Below are 22227 nucleotides of genomic sequence, written 5' to 3'. Positions count from 1 at the left end.
CCCATTAATGCGGGATAAAGTTTTATTACATAAAGACTGATGGAGGACAACAAAATGACCGAAAGTGAAATGAAATTTCGTGATACAACCATTCGTAACTTTTTTGATAAAGAGAATCGTTTAAAATCGATTCCAGGTCAAAAGAAGAAAAAGTTAGTGTTATTAGAACATTTGATTAGCAAATTAAACGCTGAAAATCAGTATACGGAAAAAGAAATTAATACGTTCATAAAACAATATCATGATGATTTTTGTACGATTAGACGAGAATTTATCGTGCATGGGTTTATGGATCGAGAGGATAATGTGTATCGTGTAAATGAGAGAGAAGTATGGAGGAAATGGGAAGAGTTATAAATGTAATGAGAAAGGGGAATTTTTTTGCAAGCTAGTAGTCTTATGCATGAAGAACTTTCGGAAAAACCATCGATTTTGGGGATATTTACTTCGCCAACACTACAATTCAAAAGGATGAAGAATCAAAGAAATATATTATTCCCACTAGCTCTTTTAATTGTGCTTATTATAATTTCAAGTGCCTTAATGTCTTGGAATTCTTTAAATAATCCTGCACTCAGTATGTTTCATGATAAAACGGGATTTACTGTTCCAAAATACATAACTTTCTTTACCACATTTGGAATTTCAGCAGTCGGCGGAATCGTAGCTATACTTTTTGCACCTATATTCTATAAGAATATTATGATTTTCTTTGGAGTTGATATTAACTATAAAGAAACATTCCCGGTAATTATTTATGCTTCGTTTGTATTAAGGATAGGGATGATTTTAAACGGATTAATTGCATTTTCTCTAAGTGGATATGAGATATCTTATACAGGTTTAGGTGCAATAGCGACAGATAATATGATCTTGCATACAATCGCTCAAAGAATAGATATATTTAACATGTGGTATTACGTTTTATTAGGAATAGGTTTAAAAACGATTACGAATTTAAATAAAGATAAGCTTATTCCTCTTATTATTGTACTTTTCGTTTTCACTAGTTTATTAGCGAGCATGGCTGGATTTATGCAGGAAATATCTAAACCGTAAGGATAGGTGGGAAGTATAATTATAAGCTTGTATGAAAAAGGTGGTCTGGATATGGACAAACCACCCTTTATCCCGCTATTTGCCGGGCAGTAAGACTCCCACCTCAAAATTTGGCTGGAGCAAAGAAATTAGGTGGGAGATCAATTGCCCGTAAATGCCCGATTAGTAGCCCGCGCTAGTCTTGCATTTTTCTTTGTAGTAAGTCTATGAACTCTGCAATATTTGAACTTGTAATGTATCCCACCGTTATATATTCATCTTCATAATAAAATATTATTTTTTTGTCAAAGATTTTTCTCTTCGTTTCTATAGATACAATTTTTTCATACTCAAATTCGGCAATTAATGTATTTTTATGTTGGCCCAAAAAGAGAAGTCTTCTGTTAGTAGCAAATAACATACCTGGATACGGGACTTTATGCGTATTCATATAGTCAGTAAGTGAACATTTTAAAATAGAGACAATAACTTCACCTTTATATAGTAGTTGTTTTGCAGCTGTTAAAATTGGATTCATTTTATGCATTCCTTTTATATAGATGTAAGAATATTGTATCAAAAGTGAAAAGATTCTCAATATGTAATGTTGCATATTGAGAGTTTTAGAGGTTCTTAGTTTGATAGATTCAGTATTAGTCTTTTAAGAAAAAGGTAAGAGGTGATTCGGTGATACGATTAGCAAAAGAGGTTGATGCGGAATCAATTATGAATATTAGAAAGGAAATTATATTATCGGGAAGTACTACAAAGTTTTTCATAGTATCTCCAAATAAATTACCAAATGATATTGATTTAGAAAGAGAAAAGATACGGAAAAGCAATGAAAAAGGTAATCTTTATATAGTTTATGAAGTAGATAGTAAGGTAGTTGGTTTTTTACTTTTCAATCGATATGAACTAGAACGGTTACGACATGCAGGCACAATGGGAATGGGGATTAGGGAGGCGTATTGTAATCAAGGCATTGGTACGAAACTAATTGAATTTCTTATTAGTTGGGCTAAAGAGCAGAAAGGTTTAGAGAAAATTTGCTTAGGCGTAGTTTCTATTAATAATCGGGCGATTAAGGTGTATAAACGTATGGGATTTGTAGAAGAAGGAAGACAAAGAAAGCAAATTAAATATGAAGATGGATCATATGGAGACGACGTGTTGATGGGTTTTTATATTGAATAAAAAGAGGGATGTTCTGTTAGTAGTAAGCAACATGCGTGGAGACAGGATTTTATGAGTAATCGTATAGTCAGTGAAGAGACTGCCAATATTGGCAGTCTCTCTTTAGTGGAAATGTTTACACTGAGCAAACCTTAAGTTCTAATCTTTCTTTCTGACGAAGATGATGTGAAAAATGCATAGAAATGAGCTGGAACCACTCTGCAGCATTTAAGTACCCAAGTCCAGGATGCTCCACTTTACAATCATTTGGAATAGAAGCAAGCATTGGTTCTATGTTTTTTACAGCTGTAATTAATTTTAGAAAACGCTCCTGTATCTCTTCTTTGCATGATGGATTTTCAGGTGTGTATCCAGAGTGATTAGGTATTTTTATTTGTATAGGAGGGAAAGCGCCCATTTCATATACTTTTTCACCTATATCCGTTTTTTTGTTAGCTACAGATGGTGTTTCAGTTTTACATTTCGCGATTGCATCTAACTGCATATATGTAGCCGAAAGTAAATGATTATACATTTGACCAAGAGACCATTCTTCTGTAGAAGGTTTCATTATAAATTGTTGGAGAGAGTACTGTTCTAATTCCTCTATGTAATACGTTGCTAAACTTTCAAATTTCTCTAAAGTGGTAGTACTGTTCATATTGTTAGCTCCTTTTTATGAAAATATATTTGTTGATACTTACTATAAAGGAAGGTTACTGACAACATTATGTCAGTAGTAAAATAAAAAAATTAAAGTTTTAACATTTCTTTTGCTTCATCACGTATTTTCTCAGAAAGAATTGTTGGCTCTAGTACTTGTACTTGGCTCCCAAAGCTTAATACCCATTGAAATACTTCGTCTATGTTTCTTGATTTCAAAAATACATGAAACCCATTATCTTTATACTCGTATGAATCTATAAAAAAGTATCGTGATTCAATAACTTTATGTGCAATATGAGATGAGAACAATAAATGAATTGTAACAGTGCGATTGCTTTTAGGTTGATAGTCTTGTAAAGAAAAGTCTTTCGGTTTTGTGAAAAATTCTTGTTCTTGCTGTAATGTATCCATACGGTCTAAGCGAAAATTACGTATTTGTTTTCGAAGTAGACAATGAGCAACGATGTACCAAATTCCTGAAATATTAACTAAACCGTAAGGGTGAACGGTCCGCTTTATTTTTGTAATATCTCTTGGTTTACGATAGTGAAAGGAGATAGATTGCTCTCTTTGAATAGCTTCTTGTAACAAGAAAAGTTGGCTCTCTAGTTTTTCTTGCTCGGCTTGCTGGTTTGAACATATAGGAGAAAGGAAACGGAAAGCTCCTCGTAATCCCTCAACTTTCTTTTGTTGATCAGTAGGGAGAATAACCTCCAGTTTCTCTGTTGCTGACCGCGCATGTACAGAAAAAGAAGAATTGAAAGTTTTCTCAATATAATCACCCCCTAATAAAAGAGTAACAGCCTCTTCAGGCGTAAGTTGAATGGGTGGTAAGAAATAACCATCCATTAATGAATAACCGTGGCCAGGCATTGCGAAAAGCGGGACGCCAGCTTCACTAAGTGCATCCATATCTCTATAAATAGTGCGTATACTTGTCTCGAATTTTTCAGCTAAGCTTTGTGCTGTAACGGTTTGTTTTCTTTGTAATTCAATTAATATGGCTAATAAACGATCCGTCCGATTCATGAAATATCATCCTTTATTTTATAAATATTCTTATTGTGAAATTCTAAAAGTAGTGTGTAATTCCCTGCAGTTAACAGACTTTTCCCTATGTATAATATTAATATAGTAAAATCATAAGAACCTATATTGCAGTTTCCAATAATATACTATATAATCAGGATAAGAAAACGTTTTCATGCAAAGGGGGAAAATTTCGTGTCGACTATCGAGGACGTGGCGAAATTAGCGGGGTTATCAAGGACAACGGTTTCTAGGGTGATTAATAATCATCCATATGTTTCAGATGAGAAGAAGAAAAGGGTTCAATTAGCAATGAAGCATTTAGGCTTCGTTCCTAATTCTGCGGCGAGAAGGCTTCGTAAACAAAAAACAGAAACAATTGCGGTGCTTGTTCCAAGGATTACAAATCCTTTTTTTAGTAGATTTATTGAAGCAATCGAGATTGCTGCTTCTGAACATAAATATAAACTGATTATTTGTCAAACAAGATATTTACCGGAAAAAGAGATGGAGTATTTACAATTATTATCTACGAAACAAGTAGATGGGATTATTCTATGTTCACTAGAAAATCCGTGGGAAGATGTAGAGCCATACTTGCAACACGGTCCAATCGTGTTATGTAATGAATATATTGAGGAAGCAAATGTTCCAACAGTGAAGTTTGATCATGCACAGGGAGCATACATAGCTGCCAATCATGTATTAGAACAAGGATATCGTAATCTGATTTTTTGCCGTGGTAACGAAACGAAAGTAGTGAGCCAACAGCGAAAAATGGGCTTTTTACGCGCTATTACTGAAAAGAGTAGAGAAGTGGAAGCGATCGATTTTCTTGAAAACGCTTTCTCTTGGGATGATGGAAAACGAATATTCAATGAAGTATTAAAGGACAAAAAAAATCCTACCGCGATTTTGGCAGGAGGCGACGAGGTTGCAGCTGGAATTATCTCAGAGGCGAAACGCCATGGTTGGAGTATTCCAGAAGATCTCGCTGTGATCGGTTTTGATAATCAAATTTTAGCGCAGATTACAGAGCCAGGTATTACGACAATTGAACAGCCAATCGACGAGATGGCCCGAAAAGTTGTTGACTTAATGATGGATAAAATCCATACGAAAAATTATCGACAAAAAGAATTGTATGAGTTTGAACTGGAGCTCTTGGTGAAAGGTTCAACGATGAAGGATACGATGTTATTAGCCTAGTAGACTATGTCTGCTAGGTTTTTTTATGTTCACAAACTACTAATCTTCGTGAACGCAATCGTCACATTTGTTATGGTATGCTTCGTGCTGCTCATCAATTTCCTTCCCGCAGTGTGCACAAGTTTTCGTCGGTAAATTTCGGAAAAACTCCATTGGTTGATCAATCATGTCAATCCCTCCATTTCCATTTCTTACTATCATTGTATTAGTACAAAAAACAAAAGTCAACAACTGTTTTATAACAAAGTTGAAAATTAATGAAAAAGTTTAGGAAATGGATTATAGTTAACAATGTAGGATGTAAGTAAAAAACTTTCTCAAGTACGGAGAAAAACTGCATTCCTACTCGGTTTTAGAAAGGATGGATACATATGAAAATGACTGTTGTCGGCTTTTGGGGCGGCTTTCCAGAAGCGGGAGAAGCAACGTCGGGGTATTTGTTTGAACACGATGGTTTTCGTTTACTTGTAGACTGTGGTAGTGGTGTACTAGCACAGATTCAAAAATATATAACACCGTCTGATATAGATGCAGTTGTATTGTCGCACTATCATCACGATCATGTTGCAGACATTGGGGTATTGCAATATGCGAGATTAATTACGAGTGCGATAAAAGGACAACTACCGGAGTTACCAATATACGGTCATTCGTTTGATGAGAATGGATTTAATTCTTTAACGCATGCACCGCATACGAAAGGGATCGCGTACAATCCAGAAGAAACACTTCAAATTGGGCCGTTCTCCATTTCATTCTTAAAAACTGTTCATCCTGTTACATGCTTTGCGATGCGTATTACAGCTGGCGATGATGCCGTAGTATACAGCGCTGATTCAAGTTATATTCCTGAATTTATCCCATTCACGAAGGATGCTGATCTTTTCATTTGTGAGTGTAACATGTATGCACATCAAGAAGCTGCAAAAGCAGGGCATATGAATAGTACAGAAGTAGCAAGTATTGCGAAAACTGCGAATGTAAAAGAACTTTTATTAACGCACTTGCCGCATACAGGCAACCCATCTGATTTAGTAACAGAAGCAAAACAAATTTTCAGTGGTCATATTACGCTAGCGCATAGTGGCTACGTATGGAACTCATGAGGTGATACGATGTTATTTATTGATAATAAAGGGATTACAGATCCTAGAATAAACTTAGCAATTGAAGAATACTGTGTGAAAAACTTAGATATTAACGAAACGTATTTACTGTTCTACATTAATGAGCCTTCGATTATCATTGGTAAAAACCAAAACACAGTAGAAGAAATTAATGCAGATTACGTAAAAGAACAAGGTATTCATGTCGTTCGTCGTCTATCAGGCGGGGGCGCAGTATATCATGATTTAGGAAACTTAAACTTCAGCTTTATTACGAAAGATGATGGAGATAGTTTCAGCAACTTCAAAAAATTCACAGAGCCTGTAACGAAAGCGCTTGGTAAACTAGGCGTAAATGCAGAGCTAAGTGGTCGTAACGACATTTTAGCTGAAGGTAGAAAAATTTCAGGTAACGCGCAGTTCTCAACGAAAGGTCGTATGTTTAGTCACGGCACGTTACTATTTGATTCTGAAATCGATCATGTCGTATCAGCGTTAAAAGTAAAGATGGATAAGATTCAATCAAAAGGAATTAAATCAATCCGTAGCCGCGTTGCGAACATTACAGAGTTCCTAAACGAAAAAATGACGACAGAAGAGTTTAGACAACTTCTTCTAGAAACAATTTTCGAAGGAGAAACAGAAATTCCAACGTACGAATTAACAGAAGATGATTGGAAAGAAATCCATAAACTTTCTGAAGAGCGCTACCGCAATTGGGACTGGAACTACGGAAAATCTCCGAAGTTCAACTTACAACATTCACACCGCTTCCCAGTTGGACAAGTTGACGTTCGTCTTGAAGTGAAAAAAGGAACAGTAACAGAATGTAAAATTTACGGTGATTTCTTCGGCTCACTAGATGTTCATGACATTGAAGAACGTTTAACTGGCGTACAATTTGATAAAGATGCATTCACTGTAGCTTTAGAAGGCGTAGATATCGCGCGTTACTTCGGTAATATTACAACAGAAGATTTCTTACATTTATTCTTCTAAACAGAAGAGGCTGTCATAAAAGACAGCCTCTTTTTGTATAACTTGTCAGGTTTTGTCGGGAAATCGATATATTTTAAAAATCGCTAATATAATTTCATTTATCACGAATATCGTCATTAAAACATCCACTTCCAGGACATCTGCTCCTTATAAAGGAATATATATACTAAAAGGAGGGTGATCGAAATGAAAAGGATAATACACTTTATATTATTGATCAGCTTCGTTATAGGGATGACAGCTTGTAACGATGAAACTTCTTCAAACTGTACGACTTTGTCTATTGGAAAGCCAGCGGGGGATAATGTCATATATTATACGCATACAGATAACGAAAGAAAGATACATGATATACAGGCTATGTTTCAAAATAAGAAATGGAAAAGAAATGAAACGTTTAGCGCTGTTAATAAAACGCCAGATGTTGTCTTGTCTATAGATGAAGACGATAAAGGGTTACCGACACTATATGTTACAGTGTACTTTCATGAAGATGGAGCGGACGCGATTAACTTGTATGGAGAGTATACGAGTTTAAATAAAGAGGAACTTGATAAGCTTAGAGACAAGATGAGCGCATATTATCCTAAAATGATTTCTGTCCTCGTTTAATACTTTGTTGGCAAGTAGAATCACCTTATCTTTCCAAAGTTATTCAATAGAAAGTACGCCGTGTATATGCAGTTAATGGAATATTACTTGCTACTTTAATTTTCTTTTAATATAATTAATTTAGAATTTTTAAATATTCTAAATTTTATAAAGGTGGGGTTTGTGTGAATCTCGTTCAATCTTTGGCTGAAACGGCAAAAAAGAAGGGGGATAAACCGGCGTACATATTTATGGATCAGTCGGTCTCGTATGACCAATTAAACAAAGTGGTCACTAGGTTTTCTAGTAATTTAGCAAAAATGGGCGTTGGAAAAGGGGACAATGTCGCATTAGCTGTAGGCAATTCACCACATTTTTTAGTAGGTTTATACGGAACAATGAAAGCAGGGGCAACTGTCATTCCAATTAATCCAATTTATACAGCAGACGAAATACATTACATATTACAAAATGGAGATGTAAAAACAATCATCGTACTCGACGTCCTTCTACCTGTTATACAATCTCTTACAACAAGACTTCCTTCACTTGAAAATATCATCATATGCGAAACCTCATCAGATTTTACTCATACAGAAACTGAAAAAATGAAAACGTTTACTAGTTTTATAGGAACTGGAGATATAACTTACGAAGGTCCTGAACTAGATGAAGAAGATGTAGCTGTTATTTTATACACTTCAGGTACAACTGGAAAGCCAAAAGGCGCTATGTTAACGCATAAAAATTTATATAGTAACGCAAGCGATGTTGCGTCATATTTACAATATACTGCTGATGATCGCGTCGTTGCGGCACTGCCGATGTTCCATGTATTCTGTTTAACAGTTGCAGTAAATGCGCCGATTGTGAACGGGGCAACGATTTTAATGATACCGAGGTTTAGTCCGAAAGAAGTATTCCGTATTTGTCGTACGTATGAACCAACGATTTTTGCTGGTGTGCCGACGATGTACAATTACTTATATTTATTTGAAGAAGCAAGCGCAGAAGATGTAAAGACGCTTCGTCTCTGTATTTCAGGTGGTGCGTCAATGCCTGTTGCCCTTCTGCAAAACTTTGAAAAACGTTTTGATGTGATTGTCTCAGAAGGATACGGTTTATCAGAAGCATCACCAGTTACTTGTTTTAATCCGTTAGATCGTCCTCGTAAACCAGGTTCGATTGGTACAAATATTTGGCACGTAGAAAATAAAATTGTGAATGAACTTGGGGAAGAAGTACCTGTCGGTGCAGTTGGGGAGTTAATTGTTCGCGGACCTAACGTTATGAAGGGTTACTATAATGCGCCAGAAGATACAGCAGCGACACTTAAAGACGGATGGCTATATACAGGTGACTTAGCGAAAATGGATGAAGAAGGTTACTTCTATATCGTCGATCGCAAAAAAGATATTGTTTTAGTTGGCGGTTATAACGTATATCCTCGTGAAGTAGAGGAAGTATTATATACTCACGATTCGGTAGCTGAAGTTGTTGTAATAGGCGTTCCTGATGAAAACTTAGGAGAAGCAGTACGAGCTTACGTCGTTCTGAAACAAACGAACGTAACAGAAGAAGAACTGATGCATTACTGCACGTTACATTTAGCGAAATATAAAGTGCCAAAGAGCATTGAATTTTTAACAGAATTGCCGAAGAATACAACTGGTAAGTTGTTAAGAAGAGCTTTGAGAGAGAAGGCATTACAAGTATAAAAATAAAGATATCCACCTCTATGGCTACATGTTTAGAGATGGATATCTTTTTGTCCTGCAAAAGCTCGATTAGTGTGGATGGACAAAATCCCTACTGATTAAAGTTTCACGTTATTTTTTAGAATTGGTTAAGCTATAAGCCCATATATTTAAAACGTAATATGACTAATAAGGAGGAGATATACGTGGAGCAGAAGGAATTACGATTACGGAAAGTACAATATCTTATTTGTGACATTATGGATGAAATGAATATGGAGAATGAAAAGAAGAACTTAGAAACATTGCAAAAAGTAATTGATCACCTTTCAGGGGCGATTGGGGATTTAGTGGATCCATCGGGTACGTATTCATTAGACTATTTAGAGAGAAAAGTGCATACGGCTCATTATTTATTGTTTAAAAATGATCGGAAAGCATATTTGTGTAATAAATAGGTAGTATTTGTTTAATTTTTTTATTTGACATTGATAATCATTATCAATATGATAGTTATGTTGGGTATATTCATATAAAGGGAGATGTCATATTGATAATGATTAAGAAAAAATATATTAATGCATTCGTTATAGCAGCAACTTTAGCAGTTCCATTTAGCGGTATCATGGCACCTATTGCGAAAGCAGATGCAGCGGTTGAAATGAAAGCAAATAGCAAACTTGCAGATGGTACATATGACGTTATTTTAAAAACTTATAAAGATCAAACGAATGAAACATCTGTTGCTTCTACATATTTAAAAAATGCAAAAGTAACAATTCAAGGTGACAAAAAAATCGTTACGTTAACAGTTCAAGATAGTAGCTATTTCCAGTATCTTAGAGTAGAAGATACTAATAAAGTAGGGACATTCCATGATGTGAAAGTGATCTCTGAAGATAAAACAAATAATGGTACGAAGGTTGTTCAATTTGAAATCGATGAGTTCTCGAAAAAATATAATATGCAAATGCATATATTAATTCCAGCAATTAAATATGATCATAAATATCAAGTGCAGTTTGAAATTGATGCGAGTGCAATTGAAAAGAAATCTAAGTTCTCAGATGTACCGACTTGGGCACAAGATTCAGTTCAATATTTAGTAGACAAAGAGGCAGTACATGGTAAGCCAGATGGTACATTTGCACCGGCTGAAAATATCGATCGTGGTTCAGCAGCAAAAATATTAGCTACTGTTTTAGGATTAGAAATTAATAAAGATGCGAAGCCATCATTCCATGATGCGCAAAATCATTGGGCTACACCGTACATCGCAGCAGTTGAAAAAGCTGGTATTGTAAAAGGTGATGAGAAGGGTAACTTCAATCCGAGCGGGTTAATTAACCGTGCATCGATGGCTTCTATGCTAGTGAATGCATATAAATTAGAAAGAAATGAAAATATTAAACTACCTAAAGAGTTTGCTGACCTAAAAGATCATTGGGGCGCGAAGTATGCGAACATTTTAATTCAAGAAAGCATTTCAGCTGGAACAGATAATGGATGGGCTCCCGATAAAGCGGTAAGCCGCGCAGAAGCAGCTCAATTTATTGCGAAGACAGATAAGTTGAAGAAATAAATTCCAAGTTGACACATATGAATTACGGAATTAAAATGGAAAGAAATCAAACAGAATACAATAGAAGCTCATCAGAGAAACTGAAGGCGCACAACGTTCACTTTTGTGAATAGATTGTGTGCCTTTTTCTATTGTACAAACTAAGGGGGCTTTATATATGAAACAGTGGAGTAAGACAGCATTAATGAAAAGTACAGGTGTTTTATTATCAGCATTTGTCCTTTTGTCAGGGTGTGGTTCGGCAACATCCACTAACAATTCTGAAGGAAGTGCAGATAAGAAGACAGTCGAACTTTTAAATGTTTCATATGACCCGACGCGTGAGTTGTATCAAGATTTCAATAAAGACTTTGCGAAGTACTGGAAAGAGAAACATGGTCAGACAGTAAATGTAAAGCAATCACACGGGGGATCAGGAAGTCAGGCACGCTCCGTTATTGACGGTTTAGAAGCAGATGTTGTAACGCTAGCGCTCGCTTATGATATTGATGCAATTAGTAAGAAGAAACAACTAGCAGAAGATTGGCAGAAGCGACTTGCGGATAATTCTACTCCGTACACATCAACAATTGTATTTCTTGTGAGGAAAGGAAACCCGAAAGGAATTAAAGATTGGGATGATTTAACGAAAAAAGGTGTGTCTGTCATTACACCGAATCCAAAAACATCTGGAGGAGCACGTTGGAACTATTTAGGTGCGTGGGGATATGCGCTGAAGAAATATAACAATAGTGAAGAGAAAGCGAAAGAGTTTGTCGGTCAAATTTATAAAAACGTAGAAGTACTAGATTCAGGAGCACGAGGGGCAACGACTACTTTCGTTGAAAAAGGAATTGGTGATGTGTTAATCGCTTGGGAAAATGAAGCATTATTATCACAAAAAGAGCTTGGAAAAGATAAATTCGAAATTGTAACACCTTCGATTAGTATACTTGCAGAACCGCCAGTAGCTGTTGTAGATAAAGTCGTTGATAAAAAAGGAACGAAAAAAGTAGCAGAAGGATATCTTGACTATTTGTATTCAGAAAAAGGGCAAGAAATTGCGGCGAAAAACTTTTATCGCCCTCGTAATGAAAAAGTAGCAGAAAAGTACGCATCACAATTTCCGAAAGTTCAATTATTTACAGTTGATGAACTATTTGGCGGATGGAAAAAAGCGCAAGAAAAACATTTTAACGATGGAGGCGTATTCGATAAAATTTATCAAAAATAAGGGGGGATGAGGTGAAAGATTGTGAGGAAGAAGAAGCGTGTTTTACCGGGGTTTGGATTATCTCTTGGATTTACAATGCTGTATATGAGTTTATTCGTACTTATACCACTTTCTATCGTATTTATTCAAACTTCGCAGCTAGGCTGGAAGAAGTTTGCTGGGGTTATAACGAGTGAGCGCGTTTTACATTCCTATCAAGTAAGTTTCACAACTTCACTTGCAGCGGCAATCGTAAATGCCATTTTCGGTTTATTAATTGCCTGGGTACTCGTTCGCTACACATTTCCAGGGAAACGGTTATTAGACGGACTAATCGATTTACCATTCGCTCTTCCGACTGCTGTAGCAGGTATTACACTTACGACGCTTTATGCGGAAAATGGCTGGGTTGGAAAAATATTTAGTGTGTTTCATATAAAAGTAGCTTTTACCCAGCTAGGAATTATTGTTGCACTTACGTTTATTGGCTTACCATTTGTCGTCCGAATGGTGCAACCAGTACTACAAAGTATTGATAAAGAAGTAGAAGAAGCAGCTTCTAGTTTAGGGGCGTCGCGCTTCCAAATATTTGTGAAAATCGTTTTGCCAGAAATATTTCCGGCTCTACTTGCTGGTTTTTCACTCGCCTTTGCGCGGGCGTTAGGGGAATATGGATCTGTCGTGTTCATTGCAGGTAATATGCCGATGAAAACAGAAATTGCACCGCTTATGATTATGACGAAACTAGAACAATATGATTATGCAGGAGCAACAGCTGTAGCGGCTGTGATGCTTATTATTTCTCTCCTTTTCCTACTACTTATTAATATGATTCAAACTTGGAGCAGAAGGCATGAAATGAAAAGCGAATAGGAGGGGAGAAAATGGAACCAACATTATTAGAAAAGAAAATAGTAAAAAGCGTATCAGCTAAAAAAGAATCTAAGTTTGTACCCATTCTATTTATTACGATAACAATTTTATTTTTATCTCTCTTTCTATTACTGCCGCTCGTGACAATTTTTATGAAAGCATTTGAACGAGGAGTTGATGTATATATTGCCGCTGTAACAGATCAAGAAGCATTTTTGGCAATTAGGTTAACACTTCTCGTTGCATTAATTGTTGTACCGCTTAATACGATATTCGGAATAGCAGCGGCTTGGCTTATTACGAAGTTTCAGTTTAAAGGAAAGCAATTATTATTATCTCTTATTGAACTGCCGTTTGCTGTATCACCAGTTATCGCAGGATTAGTATTCGTTTTACTTTTCACACCTCGTGCGGCTCTTGGCGGATGGTTATTGGAACACGGGATAAAGCTCATCTTCTCTGTCCCTGGTATTATCATTGCGACGATTTTTGTTACGTTTCCGTTCGTTGCGCGTGAATTAATCCCGGTTATGCAGGCGCAAGGGAAGAGTGAAGAAGAAGCGGCGCTATCACTTGGCGCAAGCGGCTGGAAAATGTTTTGGCGCGTCACATTACCGAATATAAAATGGGGCCTATTATACGGCATGATTTTATGCAATGCCCGCGCCATTGGTGAGTTCGGAGCCGTTTCCGTTGTGTCTGGTCACGTGCGCGGTGTTACAAATACGATGCCGCTTCATATTGAAATTTTGTACAATGAATATCAATTTTCAGCAGCGTTTGCTGTGGCGACTTTAATGTCACTCATCGCAGTTCTTACGCTCGTTATAAAAAACTGGATTGAATGGAGAATAGAAAAACGACAATAAGGGGTGAATGCGGTGAGTATTCAAATTCAAAATTTATCAAAACAATATGGTACATTTCAAGCGCTGACAGACATTCATTTGGATATTCCAAAAGGTGAACTGGTCGCTTTATTAGGTCCATCAGGTTCTGGGAAAACGACGTTATTACGAATTATTGCAGGGCTAGAAGAAGCGGATCAAGGTTCCATTTCATTTGATGGGGAAGATTTAACAAATATTCATGTGAAAAACCGGCAAGTCGGTTTCGTCTTCCAGCATTATGCACTTTTTAAACATATGAATGTATTTGAAAATGTCGCTTTCGGTTTAAAAGTAAGAAAGAAAAACTTAAGACCATCAGCTGAAGTAATAGAAGAAAAAGTAACAGAACTATTGAAACTAGTAAAAATGGATGGTTTTGCAAAACGTTATCCAGCGCAATTATCTGGCGGACAACGACAGCGTATCGCACTAGCCCGGGCACTTGCAGTCGAACCGAAAATTTTATTGCTAGATGAACCGTTTGGTGCACTTGATGCAAAAGTACGGAAAGAATTGCGAAGATGGCTCCGGAAACTACATGACGAATTTCAAATTACGAGCGTATTCGTAACGCATGACCAAGAAGAAGCATTAGACGTTGCGGACCGCATTGTTGTAATGAATGAAGGGCGCATTGAACAAATGGGAACACCGGAAGAAGTGTATGAAAATCCAGCAAGCCCGTTCGTATATGACTTTTTAGGAAACGTGAATTTATTTCACGGCCGCGTTCATAAAGGTAAGCTAAATGTAGGATCGGTGGCACTAGAAGCACCAGAGCATAAGCACGTTTCAAATGTAGACGGAGTGGGATATGTAAGGCCACATCATCTATCAATCTCTCGTACGAAACAAAGTGTAGATGCAATTCCAGCGAAAGTATCATACTCTCACGCAGTTGGCCCTGTCGTATATGTAGAATTGAAGCGCGACGGAACAGAGGAATATTTAGAAGCAGAAATTAGTAAAGAGCAGTTCAGAAAGCTCAACATTCAAACGGGTGAGTTTGTATATGTACATCCGAGAGAAGTGAAAGTGTTTATTCCGGAGGATTTTGTGATTTAATAGTGAAAAGCCGCACCTATATGAGTATTTGTAGGTGGGGCTTTTCTTTGTTTGCGTGAATGTCTGATTTTTATATATTCCGCCTCATCAATTCCCCAACCTGCGTCGCAACATATTCAATATCATTATCAATTTCGTCTAATACGTAAGACTCTAAAATGCCCATTACAGCCGTTCCTAAAAATTTTAAAATGATATGTTTATCAATGTTTTTTACTGTGAAGATTGATGTGCTTAATATTTACGTTAAACGTGCATAACAAGATATAATAGAAGAAATCACTAAGGAGGCTAGCAGTGAAAAATTTTCGTTATCTCAATATATTCACTATTTTAATTGTATACACACTACTTATGTTTTACATTGGCTGGAACGGCTGGGTTTGGCTCAGTACGGTATTTGGCTGGGAATCTTGGGGATATTACGCTTTCATAGTCGGATTTATTTCATATGCGTATATTCTCGTGCAAGTGTTTAAATTCCTTCCTTTCCTGCGAACTGTCGGTTCAATTTGGTTTGCGGTTATACAATATGCGCTCATGTTATTGCCATTAGCCGATATTGCAGTCTTCTTTTTACAGTTTTCTCTAGAGAAAGAGACGGCAATTATTTGGACAGGAACGGTCGTTTTACTCGTATTCGTCTTTATCTTCGCATATGGAGTATTCAACGCATATAGCCCAGTAGTAAGAAAATACGAAGTGCACATACCGAAAAAAGTAGAAGGGCGTAAAAGTTTACGCATTGCGATGGCTTCGGATATGCATTTCGGTAAACTGTCTGGTGTTTCGCATTTAAAGAGACTTGTTCGTCATGTAAATGAAATGGAGCCCGATATTATTTTACTGCCTGGTGATATTATCGACGATCATCCAGGTGTGTTCATTCAAAAAAATATGGGACCAATCATGAAACAGATGAAAGCTCCATTAGGCGTATATGGTGTGTTAGGAAACCATGAATATTACGGCCGAGCTGTTCCTGAGTTTTTACAAGAGATGGATAAGATTGATATTCGTATTCTTTTAGATGAAGTCATTACAATTGAAGATGATTTTTATCTCGTTGGAAGAAGAGATAAAACAGAGCGTGATCGTCAAAGTTTTGAAAATTTAATGAGTACGGTAGATAAATCGCTTCCTGTTATCGCAATGGATCACCAACCATTTGAATTAAAACAAGCAGCGGACGCCGGCGTTGATTTATTATTATCCGGTCACACGCATCGCGGACAAATGGCGCCAAATCATATTGTGACGAGAAGAATGTATGAATTAGACTGGGGATACGTACAAAAAGGTGCATTCCACGCGATTGTTTCTTCTGGGTTCGGGTTCTGGGGACCACCGCTTAGACTGGGAAGTAGATCTGAGATTGTGCAGGTGGAAGTTACGTTTGAATAGGTATGTGAAATAGAGAGCTGAGTGCTCTCTATTTTTTATTTAAAGGTACAAAATATTCGATTGAAGTTCTTTATTTACTCTCTGAAAAAAGAGATACTATAAGAAGACTCTGCTTGAAAAGGGGGATTATGAGTGGTTATATCAGATGTTATATACGGTGAGTTTAAAGTAGATAAAGTGTTAGAAGAATTAATTTTAAGTAAAGCTGTGCAAAGGCTGAAAGGGGTTCATCAGGCCGGAGCAAGTTACTTAATGAATGAGAAATGGAATGTAACACGTTTTGATCATTCAGTTGGTGCTATGTTGTTAATTAAAAAACTTGGTGGTTCAGTAGAAGAACAGATTGCTGGTTTGCTGCATGACGTATCGCATACTGCTTTTTCCCATGTGATCGATTACGTTTTTGATAACGAAAATGAAAGTTATCATGAAGAAATATTTAGTGCTGTCGTGAAAAACTCGGAAATCCCGGCGATTCTTTCAAAACATGGTTATAACTATGAAGATATTTTGTTAGATGATTCGAAGTGGACATTACTTGAAAGATCTGCGCCAGAATTATGTGCAGACCGAGTGGATTACACATTACGGGATATGTTTACATATGGATATATTTCTTTAGAAGAAGCTCAAGACTTTTTAAATGATTTAATCGAAGTTAATGGGAAAATGGTTCTTCAAAATATTGAAATTGCAGAATGGTTTACGAAGACGTATTACAAAGAAGTAATTGATTTCTTTATGAAACCAATGAATATTTATGGAAACGATATGTTAGCTAAAACGTTAAAATTAGCTCTTCATAAAAAGATAATCCATCCAGATGATTTTCTTCTTGAAGATCATGAGCTTATTACGAAATTGCGGCTATGTAAAGATCAAGAAGTAGATGCTTTATTAAGAAAAGTTCATCCAAGTATAGAAGTAAAAGAAGATAGAAATGAGTATGATCTACATCAGAAAAATAAAGTGCGTCTCATTGACCCACCCTTACTTCGTGAAGGGAAAATCGTTCAGTCGTCTGTCGTATCAGAAAAAATAAGACAGATGAGCGATATCGCTTATGAAAAAGCGGTAAGAGGGACGTATGTGAAAGTGATTTCTGAGTAAAAAAGGTAGAGCATCCAATAGGGATGCTCTACCTTTTTCTCATTAATGATCAAACCAATTCCAAACCTCAATATCTCCAAGAGTAGCATAACGTATGTGAGGGGAGTTTTGTAATTTTAATAACTCTTTCGACGGTCCAGTAATGACAATGCCGTATACTTTTACGCCGTTATCTTTTACATATTTATAACGTTTATCTAAGTTTAGTTCGCTTTCAGGAAGCATAGCAACTGTACTTACAGTTTTTTTATGTGTAGAAAGAATACGCATCATTTCAATTACTTTGTCTTCTTGCGTTTTCTGTTTTTCTGTTTCATCATCAAGGAATCCTATATGTTCTGGAAATCCTATAAAGTCGCTTCCAGATAGTATGAAATCTTCTTCATTTATTCTTTCTTGTCCTGTGTCTAAAGCGTACCATACAGGAGTTGGAGGGAGTTCTTGTGCTTCAAATACGCTATATAAAAGTGGTTCTAATTCTTTTAAAGTGTAAGCTTTGTCAAAAGAAATTGCTACTTCTGCAACTGTTCCCTCATGTACCTTTGCAAGTGTATCCCAAACCTTTTTAGATGCTTCTTTCAAATAATCACCTTGTTTTATTTTTGGATGAACAAAGTGGATGTTCGGCTGATAGTGCATATTCACCCAAGATTTATTTGTGATATTTAAAGAAGATAAGAAGCTGCTCGTTTCTATTGTACCGAGTGGCATTTCTTTTTTACCAATCGTTTTTACTAAATCAAATTGGCTGTTTGTTCGAAAGAAAGCTTCTACACTTGTTCCGCCGCCCATAACGCGGCTGTTTGGGATAGTTGCTTCAAGTGCAAGAGAAGGAACATCTCGTATTTCTTTTAGTCGTTTATCATTATCAGCTTGAAAATAAAAGGCAGATAATACTCCGCCAATCATATATATAACGAGGCAAATTGCTAGTATAAAGCCAAGCGTTTGTAACCGATGTTTCCACTTAATTCTCCAAAAAGGAACTTTAAGATCTTTTGGCGGTAATTTTTTCTTTACGGGTTCACTCTTCGCAAGCAATTCATCTAAATGAGCTTCACATTCTGCACAAGTTTCTATATGACTTTCTAACTTTTCTTGTTCGTCATGTGTGAGTGTACCGTTTTCATATTTTTCCCATAGTTTTTTAAACTCTGCACAAACCATCTGCATCACTCCTTTATGCTTTTTGCTGCTTTTCGTCCTCGGTGTAATTCAATTTTTACTTTTGCTAACGAGAGACCAGTCATTTCTGCTATTTCCTTATAAGAGAATCCGTAGTAATCTCGTAGTAGTAACACATTTCGTCTTTCGAGCGGAAGAGAGGATATACTTTGTAACCAACTAGCAATCTCATGTTTTACGAAATAAGAGTGTTCTGTACTTGGCACGTTTGGTAAATGGAATTCTTCAATTTGCGTTGTTTTATACTTCTTTTCTTTTCGGTACCAATCGATAAAGGCGTTGTAGGCGATTGTAAATAACCACGGCCTAATTTCTTCTCCTTTATAATAATCAATGTGGACGAGCATTCGGTAAAACGTTTCCTGCATGAGATCTTCAGCATAGTGAGAATCTCCGGTTAGGGAGAGAAGATAGCGAAATAAATCATGCATGTGCTCTGAGTAAATTTCTTCTAATGATTGTTTGCGTTTCACTAATTTCCCTCCCTTCATACATAACAACGAAATACATATAAAAAAGTTACAATTTTTATGGAATTATAGTAAAAAACGTCAAGAATTGGATAGGATTCTCTTTTATCATAATACATATAAGGCGGGTGAACAGAGATGGAAAGCTATGAAACACAAATTCAAAGGTCAATTGATTATATTGAGGAAGATGTAATGGAAAAACAAACGCTGCGTAATTTAGCACGTGTTGCAGGTTTTTCTGAGTCGCATTTTCATCGTGTATTCCAGGCGTTAGTAGGCGATACAGTAATGGAGTATGTTCGAAAGAGGAGGTTAGCCCGGGCAGCTTATCAACTTTCTCATACGGATGAAAAAGTTATTGATATCGCATTTGAGCATGGCTTTCAATCTCACGAAACGTTCACGAGAGCCTTTAAAAAATTATTTCAAATGACACCGAGTGAATATCGAAAACAAGAAATAGAAACACCGATGTATTACAGAGTGAATGTAAAACAAAGAAAATTAAATCCGTATTTAGGGGGCATACAAATGGAATATCGTATTGTAAATAAACCAGAATTTTTAATGGCAGGTTATGAACTGAAGACGACAAGTAAAGAAGGGAAAAACCATCAAGACATTCCAGCATTTTGGCAAGAATATTTACAAAAAGATCTTGGAACGACAATTCCGAATCGTAAAGATACGAGTCAATGGGTAGAGCTTGGATTATGTACTGATTTTAATTTAGAAACAGGGGACTTCACTTATATTATCGGAATGGAAGTTACAGACTTTGAAAATGTACCAAATGAAATTGCAAAGCGTACATTCCCAGCAGCAACATATGCCGTATTTACAACGCCGAAAGTTCCTCATGAAGAAATGGTACCATCTATCCACCAAACGTGGAATGCAGTATTCTCAGAATGGTTCCCGCATTCAGGGTATGAACATTGCGGAGTTACAGAGTTCGAACTATACGATGAGCGTTGCCACGAAGATAAGAGTGAGTTTGCTCAAGTAGAGCTTTGGATACCGGTGAAGAAAAAATAATAGAAAAGAGACCGTCCTAAAAATATTTTGGGACGGTCTTTTTTCTTAATAAATTGCTAATATTGTTTGTAGTTAAGTCGATATAATTTCATGTACTGTTACGTTCTTGCTTAATAAAAAATAACTCCAAAATTAATTGTACATTTTGGAGTTATTTGGCGTTTACAATGGAAATACAAGTATAATCGTCGTTCCTTGTCCAAGCTCACTATCAATGGAAATCGTTCCGTTATGGGCATGAACGAGCTGTTTTGTAATGGCGAGACCAAGTCCAGTTCCGATGTTGCTTTCTTCTGTATTCGTTCCTCTGTAATATCGCTCGAATAGAAGTTCTTTCGTTTTATCATCCATACCTTTTCCGTTATCTGAAATAGATAGTGTAAAGAAGTTAGCATTTTGCGAAAGTTTTACGATTACGTTTGTCGTTTCATTATTATGTTTTACAGCGTTTGCTAATAAGTTTTCGATAATACGCTGGAACCATTTTTCTTCAATAAAATATTGGATTTTGCTTGAACTTGGCACGAATTCAATGTTTTGATTTTGTAGTGTCGGGTTATTAATAAATTGTAATAGTACTTTTCGGACGAACTGATTAATTTCAACATTTACGTGTTGCGCAGGAAGAGTATCATTTTTTAATTGATATGTTAAGCTTAAGTCGTCAATTAATGTAGTCATATATTGAGATTTTTCTTTCATTACATGGCCGAATTGTTGAATGTCTTGATCAGTCCAATTATATTGCTTCGATTCTAGTAATAATGCATAGCCGTATATAGAGCTAAGCGGTGTTTTTAGATCATGCGTCAGGCCGGTAATCCACTCTTCACGTGTTTGTTGCAAAACTTTTCTCATTGCATCGTTCTTTTTCAAAGTAATAGAAAGGTGCTCTAGTGAGTTTGTAACATCTTTAAATATGCGGAACGACCATTTTTCTTTACCGGAGCGCCGGAACCGAACAGGTTTGCCTTTTTTACTAACAGGTTCTTCATATTTTCCTCCGGCTATGTTTTTAAGCCAGCGCATCGTGTGTAATAAAGGCTTTCCAAACTTATTTCCATACCAAATTGAAAGAATGACTAAATAAACAAACACAATAAGGAGGATTAAGCTGCATCCGATTAGAAGTTTCTTGGTAAATACATCATCTAATACATCATCTGGATAATAATGAGCGTTTGGGGCGGATACAACGACGAGATGCCCGCTATTTGAATCGTAAAAACTAGATGTATTTTCTTTATAATTCCACGGTTCTTTTTCATTAAGAGCCGTTTTTATAGCCGAAAATGTTTTTTTCTTCCCAGTCGGATAGGAAAAAACTTCTTCGCCATTGTTATTAAATATTTGCAGTGTTGCTTTTTCTTTAGACATTAATTGCTTTTCTTGTTCAGTTAATGCAAATTCATTTAATGATAAAGAAGGATGTCCTTGTTGTATCGTTTTTAGTAATGCATTACTTTTTAGTTTGGCACCGTAAATAACGATCACTGGTTTCTTTTCTAATTCAATTTCCCAATAGTTAAATTTATAAATATTGTTGCTGCTATTCTGTAAATACGTAAGTAAGGATGTCTTTGTGTAAGAGGTAGGAACATCGTTAGGCGTATTAAAGTTGTAAAGGACCTTTCCATCTTCATCTACAATTTGAAGCCAATCACTCTTTTCTGTTATTAAATCTTTTACCTCAGATTTTAAAGTAATGTTATTGTCTTCAGAAGAAATATATTCGGAGATTGTAAAGGTATCATAATCAGAAATATTAGGTTCATATAAAGTACTATTAAGAAGAAAAATTAAATAAGAAAAAGAAGCAACTACTGCGATAAGTAACGTAACTAAGACAAAAACGTGTTGTAAGATAAACTGGATTATAAGTCTCTTATTAAAATTCATATCTT

24 protein-coding genes and 1 pseudogene are annotated in these 22227 nt (G+C 36.2%); 17 read left to right on the top strand and 8 right to left on the bottom strand.

What is annotated here, in order from left to right; translation table 11 throughout:
• Window positions 1-54: 54 nt before the first annotated feature.
• Both QCI75_RS21395 and yknW read left to right on the top strand, forming a co-directional pair.
• Window positions 55-357: a DUF2087 domain-containing protein gene (locus tag QCI75_RS21395; protein WP_353761125.1), complete on the top strand. Its 303-nt coding sequence runs from the start codon at window positions 55-57 to the stop codon at window positions 355-357.
• A gap of 24 nt (window positions 358-381) precedes the next feature.
• The gene (gene yknW, locus QCI75_RS21390; RefSeq protein ID WP_353761124.1) at window positions 382-1059 is read left to right on the top strand and encodes a YknW family membrane protein; all 678 of its coding nucleotides are present in this window, start codon (window positions 382-384) and stop codon (window positions 1057-1059) included.
• 175 nt (window positions 1060-1234) lie between these two features.
• On the opposite strand, the gene QCI75_RS21385 is transcribed toward yknW, so the two are convergent.
• Entirely contained in the window at window positions 1235-1576 is a 342-nt protein-coding gene (locus QCI75_RS21385) for a PH domain-containing protein (RefSeq protein WP_353761123.1), read from the bottom strand.
• A 149-nt stretch (window positions 1577-1725) separates the two neighbouring features.
• Between QCI75_RS21385 and QCI75_RS21380 the strand changes: the two genes are divergently transcribed.
• Window positions 1726-2235 (top strand): GNAT family N-acetyltransferase, encoded by a 510-nt coding sequence (locus QCI75_RS21380; protein ID WP_113709065.1) that lies wholly within the window; start codon window positions 1726-1728, stop codon window positions 2233-2235.
• A gap of 115 nt (window positions 2236-2350) precedes the next feature.
• On the opposite strand, the gene QCI75_RS21375 is transcribed toward QCI75_RS21380, so the two are convergent.
• Together QCI75_RS21375 and QCI75_RS21370 are read right to left on the bottom strand one after the other, a co-directional pair.
• Window positions 2351-2875, bottom strand: a complete 525-nt coding sequence (locus tag QCI75_RS21375) for a DinB family protein (RefSeq protein ID WP_353761122.1) — start codon at window positions 2873-2875, stop codon at window positions 2351-2353.
• A gap of 92 nt (window positions 2876-2967) precedes the next feature.
• Window positions 2968-3909 (bottom strand): helix-turn-helix transcriptional regulator, encoded by a 942-nt coding sequence (locus QCI75_RS21370; protein ID WP_353761121.1) that lies wholly within the window; start codon window positions 3907-3909, stop codon window positions 2968-2970.
• Between the two features lie 195 nt (window positions 3910-4104).
• Here QCI75_RS21370 and QCI75_RS21365 point away from each other — a divergent pair, with 195 nt between their 5' ends.
• Complete coding sequence (locus QCI75_RS21365; RefSeq protein ID WP_002116861.1) at window positions 4105-5118, top strand: LacI family DNA-binding transcriptional regulator; 1014 nt, start codon at window positions 4105-4107, stop codon at window positions 5116-5118.
• A gap of 39 nt (window positions 5119-5157) precedes the next feature.
• On the opposite strand, the gene yhfH is transcribed toward QCI75_RS21365, so the two are convergent.
• Window positions 5158-5286, bottom strand: a complete 129-nt coding sequence (gene yhfH, locus QCI75_RS21360) for a protein YhfH (protein ID WP_016119782.1) — start codon at window positions 5284-5286, stop codon at window positions 5158-5160.
• 203 nt (window positions 5287-5489) lie between these two features.
• Here yhfH and QCI75_RS21355 point away from each other — a divergent pair, with 203 nt between their 5' ends.
• The 10 genes from QCI75_RS21355 to QCI75_RS21310 all read left to right on the top strand — a co-directional run bounded on the left by QCI75_RS21355 (window position 5490) and on the right by QCI75_RS21310 (window position 15113).
• Window positions 5490-6224, top strand: a complete 735-nt coding sequence (locus tag QCI75_RS21355) for an MBL fold metallo-hydrolase (RefSeq protein WP_144508367.1) — start codon at window positions 5490-5492, stop codon at window positions 6222-6224.
• 9 nt (window positions 6225-6233) lie between these two features.
• Window positions 6234-7223, top strand: coding sequence for a lipoate--protein ligase (gene lplA / locus QCI75_RS21350; RefSeq protein WP_002116865.1), 990 nt, complete (start codon window positions 6234-6236; stop codon window positions 7221-7223).
• Window positions 7224-7409: 186 nt separating this feature from the next.
• Window positions 7410-7835: a hypothetical protein gene (locus QCI75_RS21345; protein WP_144508368.1), complete on the top strand. Its 426-nt coding sequence runs from the start codon at window positions 7410-7412 to the stop codon at window positions 7833-7835.
• A 164-nt stretch (window positions 7836-7999) separates the two neighbouring features.
• The gene (locus QCI75_RS21340) at window positions 8000-9532 is read left to right on the top strand and encodes a fatty acid--CoA ligase family protein (protein ID WP_144508369.1); all 1533 of its coding nucleotides are present in this window, start codon (window positions 8000-8002) and stop codon (window positions 9530-9532) included.
• A gap of 185 nt (window positions 9533-9717) precedes the next feature.
• Window positions 9718-9969 carry a hypothetical protein gene (locus tag QCI75_RS21335; protein WP_002064161.1) on the top strand — a complete coding sequence of 84 codons (252 nt, stop codon included), beginning with the start codon at window positions 9718-9720 and terminating at the stop codon, window positions 9967-9969.
• 98 nt (window positions 9970-10067) lie between these two features.
• Entirely contained in the window at window positions 10068-11093 is a 1026-nt protein-coding gene (locus QCI75_RS21330; protein ID WP_144508370.1) for an S-layer homology domain-containing protein, read from the top strand.
• 157 nt (window positions 11094-11250) lie between these two features.
• Window positions 11251-12306, top strand: coding sequence for a sulfate ABC transporter substrate-binding protein (locus tag QCI75_RS21325; protein WP_144508371.1), 1056 nt, complete (start codon window positions 11251-11253; stop codon window positions 12304-12306).
• Window positions 12307-12327: 21 nt separating this feature from the next.
• Window positions 12328-13158, top strand: a complete 831-nt coding sequence (cysT, locus tag QCI75_RS21320; protein ID WP_144508372.1) for a sulfate ABC transporter permease subunit CysT — start codon at window positions 12328-12330, stop codon at window positions 13156-13158.
• Window positions 13159-13169: 11 nt separating this feature from the next.
• Complete coding sequence (gene cysW / locus QCI75_RS21315; protein ID WP_144508373.1) at window positions 13170-14027, top strand: sulfate ABC transporter permease subunit CysW; 858 nt, start codon at window positions 13170-13172, stop codon at window positions 14025-14027.
• A 12-nt stretch (window positions 14028-14039) separates the two neighbouring features.
• Window positions 14040-15113 (top strand): sulfate/molybdate ABC transporter ATP-binding protein, encoded by a 1074-nt coding sequence (locus QCI75_RS21310; RefSeq protein ID WP_144508374.1) that lies wholly within the window; start codon window positions 14040-14042, stop codon window positions 15111-15113.
• A 70-nt stretch (window positions 15114-15183) separates the two neighbouring features.
• Here the strand turns inward: QCI75_RS21310 and QCI75_RS21305 are convergent.
• Window positions 15184-15330, bottom strand: a pseudogene (locus QCI75_RS21305) (TetR/AcrR family transcriptional regulator); the annotation flags it as partial.
• Window positions 15331-15410: 80 nt separating this feature from the next.
• Between QCI75_RS21305 and QCI75_RS21300 the strand changes: the two are divergent.
• Both QCI75_RS21300 and QCI75_RS21295 read left to right on the top strand, forming a co-directional pair.
• Window positions 15411-16517 carry a metallophosphoesterase gene (locus QCI75_RS21300; RefSeq protein WP_353761120.1) on the top strand — a complete coding sequence of 369 codons (1107 nt, stop codon included), beginning with the start codon at window positions 15411-15413 and terminating at the stop codon, window positions 16515-16517.
• Between the two features lie 132 nt (window positions 16518-16649).
• On the top strand, window positions 16650-17627 hold the full coding sequence (locus QCI75_RS21295) for an HD domain-containing protein (protein WP_144508828.1): 978 nt from the start codon (window positions 16650-16652) through the stop codon (window positions 17625-17627).
• 42 nt (window positions 17628-17669) lie between these two features.
• On the opposite strand, the gene QCI75_RS21290 is transcribed toward QCI75_RS21295, so the two are convergent.
• Window positions 17670-18794, bottom strand: a complete 1125-nt coding sequence (locus QCI75_RS21290; RefSeq protein WP_113709049.1) for an anti-sigma factor — start codon at window positions 18792-18794, stop codon at window positions 17670-17672.
• A gap of 5 nt (window positions 18795-18799) precedes the next feature.
• Window positions 18800-19285: an RNA polymerase sigma factor gene (locus QCI75_RS21285; protein WP_144508827.1), complete on the bottom strand. Its 486-nt coding sequence runs from the start codon at window positions 19283-19285 to the stop codon at window positions 18800-18802.
• A 135-nt stretch (window positions 19286-19420) separates the two neighbouring features.
• Here QCI75_RS21285 and QCI75_RS21280 point away from each other — a divergent pair, with 135 nt between their 5' ends.
• Window positions 19421-20323, top strand: coding sequence for an AraC family transcriptional regulator (locus tag QCI75_RS21280; protein WP_144508826.1), 903 nt, complete (start codon window positions 19421-19423; stop codon window positions 20321-20323).
• 162 nt (window positions 20324-20485) lie between these two features.
• Here QCI75_RS21280 and QCI75_RS21275 read toward each other — a convergent pair whose 3' ends face one another.
• Window positions 20486-22222, bottom strand: a complete 1737-nt coding sequence (locus QCI75_RS21275) for an ATP-binding response regulator (RefSeq protein ID WP_353761119.1) — start codon at window positions 22220-22222, stop codon at window positions 20486-20488.
• Between the last annotated feature and the right edge of the window lie 5 nt (window positions 22223-22227).

Origin of the sequence: Bacillus cereus group sp. RP43 (assembly GCF_040459645.1) — a bacterium.
In the GTDB taxonomy this organism is placed as follows: domain Bacteria; phylum Bacillota; class Bacilli; order Bacillales; family Bacillaceae_G; genus Bacillus_A; species Bacillus_A mycoides_C.
The sequence above is the reverse complement of the archived record's forward strand: the minus strand, read 5'-3'. Positions and strand labels throughout refer to the sequence as shown.

Coding starts and splice junctions, on each gene's coding strand:
- QCI75_RS21370 (WP_353761121.1), bottom strand. CDS start 3,909: ATGAATCGGACGGATCGTTTATTAGCCATATTAATTGAATTACAAAGA.
- QCI75_RS21290 (WP_113709049.1), bottom strand. CDS start 18,794: ATGGTTTGTGCAGAGTTTAAAAAACTATGGGAAAAATATGAAAACGGT.
- QCI75_RS21275 (WP_353761119.1), bottom strand. CDS start 22,222: ATGAATTTTAATAAGAGACTTATAATCCAGTTTATCTTACAACACGTT.
- lplA (WP_002116865.1), top strand. CDS start 6,234: ATGTTATTTATTGATAATAAAGGGATTACAGATCCTAGAATAAACTTA.
- QCI75_RS21325 (WP_144508371.1), top strand. CDS start 11,251: ATGAAACAGTGGAGTAAGACAGCATTAATGAAAAGTACAGGTGTTTTA.
- cysW (WP_144508373.1), top strand. CDS start 13,170: ATGGAACCAACATTATTAGAAAAGAAAATAGTAAAAAGCGTATCAGCT.
- QCI75_RS21345 (WP_144508368.1), top strand. CDS start 7,410: ATGAAAAGGATAATACACTTTATATTATTGATCAGCTTCGTTATAGGG.
- QCI75_RS21355 (WP_144508367.1), top strand. CDS start 5,490: ATGAAAATGACTGTTGTCGGCTTTTGGGGCGGCTTTCCAGAAGCGGGA.
- QCI75_RS21375 (WP_353761122.1), bottom strand. CDS start 2,875: ATGAACAGTACTACCACTTTAGAGAAATTTGAAAGTTTAGCAACGTAT.
- QCI75_RS21385 (WP_353761123.1), bottom strand. CDS start 1,576: ATGAATCCAATTTTAACAGCTGCAAAACAACTACTATATAAAGGTGAA.
- QCI75_RS21280 (WP_144508826.1), top strand. CDS start 19,421: ATGGAAAGCTATGAAACACAAATTCAAAGGTCAATTGATTATATTGAG.
- QCI75_RS21395 (WP_353761125.1), top strand. CDS start 55: ATGACCGAAAGTGAAATGAAATTTCGTGATACAACCATTCGTAACTTT.
- QCI75_RS21330 (WP_144508370.1), top strand. CDS start 10,068: ATGATTAAGAAAAAATATATTAATGCATTCGTTATAGCAGCAACTTTA.
- yhfH (WP_016119782.1), bottom strand. CDS start 5,286: ATGATTGATCAACCAATGGAGTTTTTCCGAAATTTACCGACGAAAACT.